Source organism: Enterobacter cloacae complex sp. GF14B, from assembly GCF_004136805.1.
GTDB lineage: Bacteria > Pseudomonadota > Gammaproteobacteria > Enterobacterales > Enterobacteriaceae > Enterobacter > Enterobacter hormaechei_C.
This window is the reverse complement of sequence record NZ_QFRV01000009.1, coordinates 92,163-98,868: the sequence shown is the minus strand read 5'-3', so window position 1 is coordinate 98,868 and position 6,706 is coordinate 92,163. Positions and strand designations below refer to the sequence as shown.

The window sequence follows — 6,706 nt, the reverse complement described above, 5'->3', positions numbered from 1 at the left end:
CCCTGCTGAGCCGCCGGGTGGCTGCCGCGCCGCAGGGCGCCGTGGCGACTCAGGATCCATGAAATCTACACGTCGGGTGACGGCGACGCCTTACCCGACGTGCATGTTCCTTAAGAGCGATCACGCCTGCTCAAACAGTCGTTCGATAGATTGCGTGGGGAAGAACAGCGAACTGCTGTTTTCACCTGCCAACGGGATAAACCCCAGCTTTAGATAAAATCGTTTGGCCCGTTCGTTAAGCGCATCCACAAAAATTCCGTGGACGCCAACAGCCTGCGACGCCAGATAAACAACGCGCATAGCGTGTGTGACAAGCGTTGTTCCCCACTCGTTTCCCTGTAGTTCTTTATGGACAGCCAGACGCCCCAGCGTCACGCTGGGGACGTTGCTGTATGGGATGCGGCGCTGCTGAGTCTTTGAAGGAAGCATCGCTTTTTCAAAGCAACTTCCCGAGAGTGTGTAATAGCCCAGGACACGCGGATGGTCGCGTTCTTTAAGCAGGTAGCCGCGTAAAATACGCCCGCCGTGCTGACGTACCAGGTGCTCGGTAAGGAAGGCATTTAGCGAGGGTTCACCACAATCGAAATCGCCGAAATCGTAATCGGTTCCCTCTGATAACATTTCGATCGTGAGATTTGCCACGACGCTTCACTCCATGTTTCGAAGACGTTTCGCCGCTCGCTTCAGGCGTTCATTTGGCTCTGGCGGATTGTCGATGGCATCCATAACGGCATTCCATGAGGCTTCGTTTAATACGAGACGCCGATGCTGTTCGATGACTTCGGCAGCACGCTCTGACGCACTGTTCACCATAAACTGGGTGATCGTTTGGTTGGTCATCGCTGCCGCTTCTTCAATCATTGTTTTGTCTTCGTCCGACAGGCGAAGATCGATACGCTGTTTTTTGAGTGCTGGCATGGTTTCATTTATCGTGTACGGTTTTCATCCGTACACATCGTAGTTAAACCTGCCCTTTATTTCAATCAAAAGCTTATTCGGCCGTTAAATCGTTCACCGCATTCCGACGCTTTCTGAGCTTTAACTCACTCACCAGCACGCCGAGAACAATTAACGCCGCGCCCACCAGCGCCAGCAGCGGCAGACGCTCCCCGGCGAGTCGCCCGAAAATACCCGCCCACACCGGTTCACCGGTGTAAATGACCGTCGCCCGTGTCGGGGATACGCTGCGCTGCGCCCAGTTCATGGTAACCTGGATAATGGCGCTGAAAATACCCAGCCCCAGCGCCACGACGATAAGCCCGGTAGACATCGGCGGGACGGACTCCCCTGCCGGCACCATCGTCGCGAACGCCACCAGCGACGCGGTGGCAAGCTGCACCACCGTCACCCGCTTGACGTCCACTTTTCCTGCCCAGGCGCTAATCAGAATAATTTCTGCCGCAATGGCGACGGCCCCCACCAGAGTGATGATCTCCCCCGGCCCCAGCGCCAGCAGATTATTTTCCGGCCCGGCTAATAAAATAAGGCCGATGAACGCCAGCACGATGCCAATGCACGACATCAGGCCCGGCATTCTGCCGAGGCACAGCCACTGCAACAGCGGCACCAGCGGTACGTACATGGCGGTGATGAAGGCGGATTTACTGCTGGAGATAGACTGGAGCCCCCACGTTTGCAGGCTGTAACCCATGGCAATCGCCACGCCAATGGCGACACCCGCTTTAAGCTCTCTCAGGGTCAATCCGCGCAGGGTTTTCAGTGAAATAAGCGCCACGGCAACCGCCGCGGTTGCAAAACGCAGCCCTACAAAGAAAAACGGATCGCTCATCGTGACCGCGTACTGAACGGCAAGAAAGGTTCCGCCCCAGAACATGGTGATCAAAATCAGGATGGCTTCCTGAGGCTTAATGGAGAAGGTAAAACGGGAAACGGACATGGGACACCAGCACGAAGAATCAATCCTGTAGTGTGCGATGCCTTTGATGACAGTTCAATGTAGCAGACATAAAAAAACCGCCGGGAAACCCGGCGGCAGAGAGTTAACCCGGCGTACTACTTGTTGCTGCCGTGGCTATTTTTACCCCCTTTTTTACCAGCCTCTGATGCGCGCTGAGGGTCGTTTTTAAAGTTGCCCCCGCTAGACTGGCCACCTTTACGACCTGCTTCTGATGCTCTTTCACGGTCTTCAGCGAAATTACCTGAACCACCACGATGGTTTGCCATCTCTAACCTCCAGAGTGTGAAACATTAGACATCATATTGCATTCAGTAAAAGAGGATTCTTTCACCTCGCGACTCAAGGACAGTGCCTTTATCTGTGCCGCGTGAAACTAAGCTTAGTGTAATGCGGCTATCCGGCAAGCGAGAGGTAATATTCTGCAACATGATCTCAGCCTTTCGTATGAAATATTGAGGAAGTCATTCATAAGCCATTCTTATATTTTGAAAAATCCGCGCCGCGAAAGTTGTTTCATTTTGCTACAAAGCACGTAACGAAAAGATATTGTTATATATCAAATAAATGCCGTTCATTTTTGCAGTCTGGCCGTGATGTCATATCTTTAAAGTAACGCAGCGATCCGCTGTAAGAAAAACCAACGAGGAGTGATGCAAAATGGCAAAAGTTCTGGTGCTCTATTATTCCATGTATGGACACATTGAAACCATGGCTCACGCAGTAGCAGAAGGCGCAAACAGAGTAGACGGCGTTGAGGTCGTGGTTAAACGCGTACCGGAAACCATGCAGGCGGAAGCCTTCGCCAAAGCCGGGGGGAAAACACAAAACGCCCCGATCGCCACCCCGCAGGAGCTCGCGGACTATGATGCCATTATCTTCGGCACCCCGACCCGCTTCGGCAATATGTCCGGCCAGATGCGCACCTTCCTCGACCAGACGGGCGGGCTCTGGGCCTCCGGCGCGTTATACGGCAAGCTGGCCAGCGTGTTCAGCTCTACCGGCACGGGCGGCGGCCAGGAGCAGACGATCACCTCCACCTGGACTACTCTTGCCCATCATGGGATGGTCATTGTGCCGATTGGCTACGGCGCGCAGGAACTGTTCGATGTTTCCCAGGTTCGTGGCGGGACACCGTATGGTGCGACCACCATTGCCGGTGGGGATGGTTCACGTCAGCCAAGCAATGAAGAACTTTCAATCGCCCGCTATCAGGGTGAATACGTCGCGGGTCTTGCCAAAAAACTGAACGGCTAACCTAACAGGAGGACAAGTATGCCAACTCAAGAATCCAAAGCTCACCACGTGGGCGAATGGGCAAGTTTACGCAATACCTCTCCGGAGATTGCCGAAGCCATCTTTGAAGTCGCCAATTATGACGAAAAGCTGGCTGAACAGATTTGGGAAGAAGGCAACGATGAAGTGCTGGTTCGCGCCTTCAAAAAAACCGACAAAGACTCGCTGTTCTGGGGCGAGCAAACCATCGAACGTAAAAACGTCTGAACGTTCCCCCCGCCCACGCGGGGGGTTATTTTCTATTTCGCCGCGTTATCCATCACCGCATTGAATTTATCGACAGGACAGAAGCCGTTGCCATCCACCGGACAGCCCTTCAGCTCCAGCGTCACGCGCTGCGCAGGGGATTGCAGCGACAGTACGCTGGCGTTACGCAGCTGATCTGAACTCTGGTAAACATACTCAATTTTCATCAGCTCCTGGTTAGTGTTTTTATCATGCCAGCGCTGGAAGACAATTTTACCGCCAATCGGGGTTCTTTCCTGCTGGTCGTGCAGCTGATAAGGCCTGAAGTCCAGCGCGGTCAGCAGCGAGGCGATGTTAGAGTCGTGCCCTACCAGCAGGGTGATTTTTGGCGCTTTTGCCTGGTCGGTCACCAGCGCTTTATCAATGTACTTCACCAGCGGTTTAGCCACGTTCTGCGCCACCTCCGTCGACGTAAACAGCGAGTCCTGATAGCCGTTTTTCAGCTTCGACAGCACGCGCCACTGCTGATCGGTTTTGATTTCCCCCCAGGCCACCTGGTCTGTCGGGAAGCCTTCGTAATACTGTAGCGTGAACGCATCCACCAGCGAGTTACCCACCTTCAGCGGCCCGGAGACGCCCGGCTCTTTTTCATAATCGGCGCTGAAGGTATCTTTCGCCTCCGTCAGGGAGCAGACTTTTTTCTCCTTGCAGGACGGCGAGTCGCTGTAGTTTGTCAGCTGTTCCAGCAGTTTGTAGCTTTCATCCAGATGCATTTTCTGCCGTTCCGTCTCCATCGCTTTCAGCGCTTTCTCGCGAAACTCAGGGGAGTTATCGGTAATGACCGGATTGAAGGTGGGGTCCATGGTGCCCATTTTTTCCTGATGATGCACAGGAACATCGCACCCGGGGAACGCGCCGGTGATAAAGAACTGCGCGGTCGCCACGGTGCGCTGGAGGCTGTTGGCGTAGGCATAGACGGTATCCGCTGGCGGGCATTCACCCGTCTTCACCATTCCCTGCTCTGCCAGCCACTCGCGCATATAGTGACCCATATACACTTCCAGTACGCCACCTTTGGTGGTGAGCTGTCCACCCGGGACGTCCCACTCCGGCCACTGCTTCGGCGTGGACTGCTCCAGCACGCTGCCGTTATTGGCAAGCGGCGCGCGCAGGTTGTGGCGGCTCATGATGAGCACCTGTTCCAGCTGATAGCCATCCGGCGTGTCCTGTGCCTGCGCCCCAAACGTCACTGAAAGCGTTCCTGCCACGGCGACAGCGAGTAGTGCTTTTCTCATCCCTTTTTCCTCATGCGTTTTTATCGTTACGCTGAGTGTGACAGACTGGTGACCGTTTTTTCGGGAAGCATTTCTCAAACTGATGAATACGTTCAGATGCTGATGCCGGTGACGATGCCGACATACAGCGCCGCCCATGCGCAGGCTGACAGCAGGCTAACGACGTAAACCTTCATCGCGCTCATCCTGAGCATGCCGGCCGCCAGCGGCACGATATAACGCAGCACCGCCAGGAAACGCGACGTGAACAGCGCGACTACGCCGTTCTTTTGCAGCTGATGCTGTACCCGCAGAATCTTATCGGCATGTTTTGCGGTGAGGCGTGACACCAGCCGGGTATGCCCCATCAGCTGGCCGATATGGTAATTCAGCACCGAACCTGCCGTAGCGCCCATCACCACCGCCAGCCACGTCATTCCGGGATGCAGACTCGACTGGCTGACGGCGATCCCCGCCATCAGCATGACCGATGCGGGCGGCAGCACCGAGGAGACCAGCACCGTCGATTTACTCAACGCCATAACAACGAGCAGCGCGAACAGATGCGTCGGATAATGCGCAAAATGATCCAGCAGCGTGTCCAGCCATGCCATTTTACTCTCTCCGGTAACAAATGAATTCTCCATTTAAAAAGAAAACAGTTAAATAAAACCTCAACATGCGTTTAATACTATTCATTTAAACCGTTCTTCAACATTATTAAAATTCCTCAGCAGCAGTTTTAAATAAGCGTATTATCCCTCTCGTTTTACAACGATCTCGTTATGGCGAGGCTCCTGTACAAATAAACGTTATCGCTCTGGTGGGTTCGAGAGAACCGGCACAGGGTAAAACAGGCACTGTCGAATCAAGGCTTTGTCAGTATAACTTCCCTAGCGGGATACGGTGTACAGTGCTGAACCCAGGACGTGGGGATCTCCTTTCCGACATGCCCTGTCTTGCTCGCCCCTGAGAGATTTTATTATTCAAAGGGAATTTACTATGTCTTACGCTATTCATAACCAAAACCTGGCTTTTAACGACAGCGCCATCGCGCAATATATGAATACCGATTTTATCGTTATTGATATTTCATTATGCGTGGCTCTGGCACGCGAGCAGTTCTTTGAAAAATTAAAAGATGATGATATTCCGTCGCATATTTTTATCGAAGATAACGGTCGCCTCGCGGGTTTGATCGCCGTACGCAAATTGTTGCAGGCCACCGACACCGTGCAGCCCGTTAAGGGGTTGATGATATCGGATTTTATTCAGCTCAAACCGGAAGATGAGCGGGCGGATGTCGCCGGGGTGCTGGCGCACGCGGGTGCGGATGTAGTTCCGGTGGTGACCCACGGCAAGCTGGTGGGCTGCCTTACCGAGCGTGAAATCGCCCATCTGCTGGAAGATGACGTTACTGAAGATGCCCAGCTTCAGGGGGCGACGCTGCCGCTGGAGAAGCCCTATCTGGAAACCAGCGCCTTTAGCCTGTGGAAGAAACGCTCCGTCTGGCTGCTGCTGCTGTTTGTCGCGGAAGCGTATACCAGCTCGGTGATCCAGCATTTTGAAGAGGCGCTGGAATCCGCCATTGCGCTGGCGTTCTTTATTCCGCTGCTGATTGGCACCGGCGGAAACAGCGGGACGCAGATCACCTCGACGCTGGTGCGCGCCATGGCGCTGGGTGAAGTCCACCTTCGCGATGTGGGTCGCGTGCTGCGCAAAGAGATGAGCACCTCGTTAATGATTGCCGCCACGCTGGGTCTGGCGGGTTGCGTTCGCGCCTGGATGATGGGCATTGGGATGGAAATCACGCTCATCGTCAGCCTGACGCTGGTCTGCATTACGCTGTGGAGCGCTATCGTCTCGTCGGTGATCCCGATGGTACTGAAACGCTGCAAAATCGACCCAGCGGTGGTCTCCGCACCGTTTATCGCCACGCTAATCGACGGCACCGGGCTGATTATCTACTTCAAAATTGCGCAGTATACGCTGGGGCTGGAATAACGAAAAAACCCTGCGATATTGCTATCGCAGG

9 protein-coding genes and 1 riboswitch are annotated in these 6,706 nt (G+C 54.1%); of the genes, 3 read left to right on the top strand and 6 right to left on the bottom strand.

The window, feature by feature from the left end; all coding sequences use genetic code 11:
• Positions 1-120: 120 nt before the first annotated feature.
• The 4 genes from DD606_RS05375 to DD606_RS05360 form a co-directional block, all read right to left on the bottom strand.
• Complete coding sequence (locus DD606_RS05375) at positions 121-642, bottom strand: GNAT family N-acetyltransferase (protein WP_032670168.1); 522 nt, start codon at positions 640-642, stop codon at positions 121-123.
• A 6-nt stretch (positions 643-648) separates the two neighbouring features.
• Positions 649-918: a DUF1778 domain-containing protein gene (locus tag DD606_RS05370; protein WP_001303459.1), complete on the bottom strand. Its 270-nt coding sequence runs from the start codon at positions 916-918 to the stop codon at positions 649-651.
• Positions 919-991: 73 nt separating this feature from the next.
• Entirely contained in the window at positions 992-1,897 is a 906-nt protein-coding gene (locus tag DD606_RS05365) for a DMT family transporter (protein WP_045894130.1), read from the bottom strand.
• 116 nt (positions 1,898-2,013) lie between these two features.
• Positions 2,014-2,184: a general stress protein gene (locus tag DD606_RS05360; RefSeq protein ID WP_001273664.1), complete on the bottom strand. Its 171-nt coding sequence runs from the start codon at positions 2,182-2,184 to the stop codon at positions 2,014-2,016.
• Positions 2,185-2,575: 391 nt separating this feature from the next.
• Between DD606_RS05360 and wrbA the strand changes: the two genes are divergently transcribed.
• Both wrbA and DD606_RS05350 read left to right on the top strand, forming a co-directional pair.
• Positions 2,576-3,172, top strand: coding sequence for an NAD(P)H:quinone oxidoreductase (gene wrbA / locus DD606_RS05355; RefSeq protein ID WP_099543892.1), 597 nt, complete (start codon positions 2,576-2,578; stop codon positions 3,170-3,172).
• 18 nt (positions 3,173-3,190) lie between these two features.
• Positions 3,191-3,418 carry a YccJ family protein gene (locus tag DD606_RS05350; protein WP_003858110.1) on the top strand — a complete coding sequence of 76 codons (228 nt, stop codon included), beginning with the start codon at positions 3,191-3,193 and terminating at the stop codon, positions 3,416-3,418.
• 32 nt (positions 3,419-3,450) lie between these two features.
• Here DD606_RS05350 and agp read toward each other — a convergent pair whose 3' ends face one another.
• Positions 3,451-4,692, bottom strand: a complete 1,242-nt coding sequence (gene agp / locus DD606_RS05345) for a bifunctional glucose-1-phosphatase/inositol phosphatase (RefSeq protein ID WP_045331451.1) — start codon at positions 4,690-4,692, stop codon at positions 3,451-3,453.
• Between the two features lie 92 nt (positions 4,693-4,784).
• Entirely contained in the window at positions 4,785-5,285 is a 501-nt protein-coding gene (locus DD606_RS05340) for a DedA family protein (protein WP_003858113.1), read from the bottom strand.
• Positions 5,286-5,443: 158 nt separating this feature from the next.
• A riboswitch (M-box (ykoK) riboswitch) is annotated at positions 5,444-5,613 on the top strand.
• 60 nt (positions 5,614-5,673) lie between these two features.
• Between DD606_RS05340 and DD606_RS05335 the strand changes: the two genes are divergently transcribed.
• Positions 5,674-6,675 (top strand): magnesium transporter, encoded by a 1,002-nt coding sequence (locus DD606_RS05335; protein WP_109948744.1) that lies wholly within the window; start codon positions 5,674-5,676, stop codon positions 6,673-6,675.
• Positions 6,676-6,706 lie beyond the last annotated feature (31 nt).

Excerpts from the sequence above, each read along its gene's own strand:
- DD606_RS05370 (WP_001303459.1), bottom strand. The coding sequence starts at position 918 with ATGCCAGCACTCAAAAAACAGCGTATCGATCTTCGCCTGTCGGACGAA.
- DD606_RS05365 (WP_045894130.1), bottom strand. The coding sequence starts at position 1,897 with ATGTCCGTTTCCCGTTTTACCTTCTCCATTAAGCCTCAGGAAGCCATC.
- DD606_RS05360 (WP_001273664.1), bottom strand. The coding sequence starts at position 2,184 with ATGGCAAACCATCGTGGTGGTTCAGGTAATTTCGCTGAAGACCGTGAA.
- wrbA (WP_099543892.1), top strand. The coding sequence starts at position 2,576 with ATGGCAAAAGTTCTGGTGCTCTATTATTCCATGTATGGACACATTGAA.
- DD606_RS05350 (WP_003858110.1), top strand. The coding sequence starts at position 3,191 with ATGCCAACTCAAGAATCCAAAGCTCACCACGTGGGCGAATGGGCAAGT.
- agp (WP_045331451.1), bottom strand. The coding sequence starts at position 4,692 with ATGAGAAAAGCACTACTCGCTGTCGCCGTGGCAGGAACGCTTTCAGTG.
- DD606_RS05340 (WP_003858113.1), bottom strand. The coding sequence starts at position 5,285 with ATGGCATGGCTGGACACGCTGCTGGATCATTTTGCGCATTATCCGACG.
- DD606_RS05335 (WP_109948744.1), top strand. The coding sequence starts at position 5,674 with ATGTCTTACGCTATTCATAACCAAAACCTGGCTTTTAACGACAGCGCC.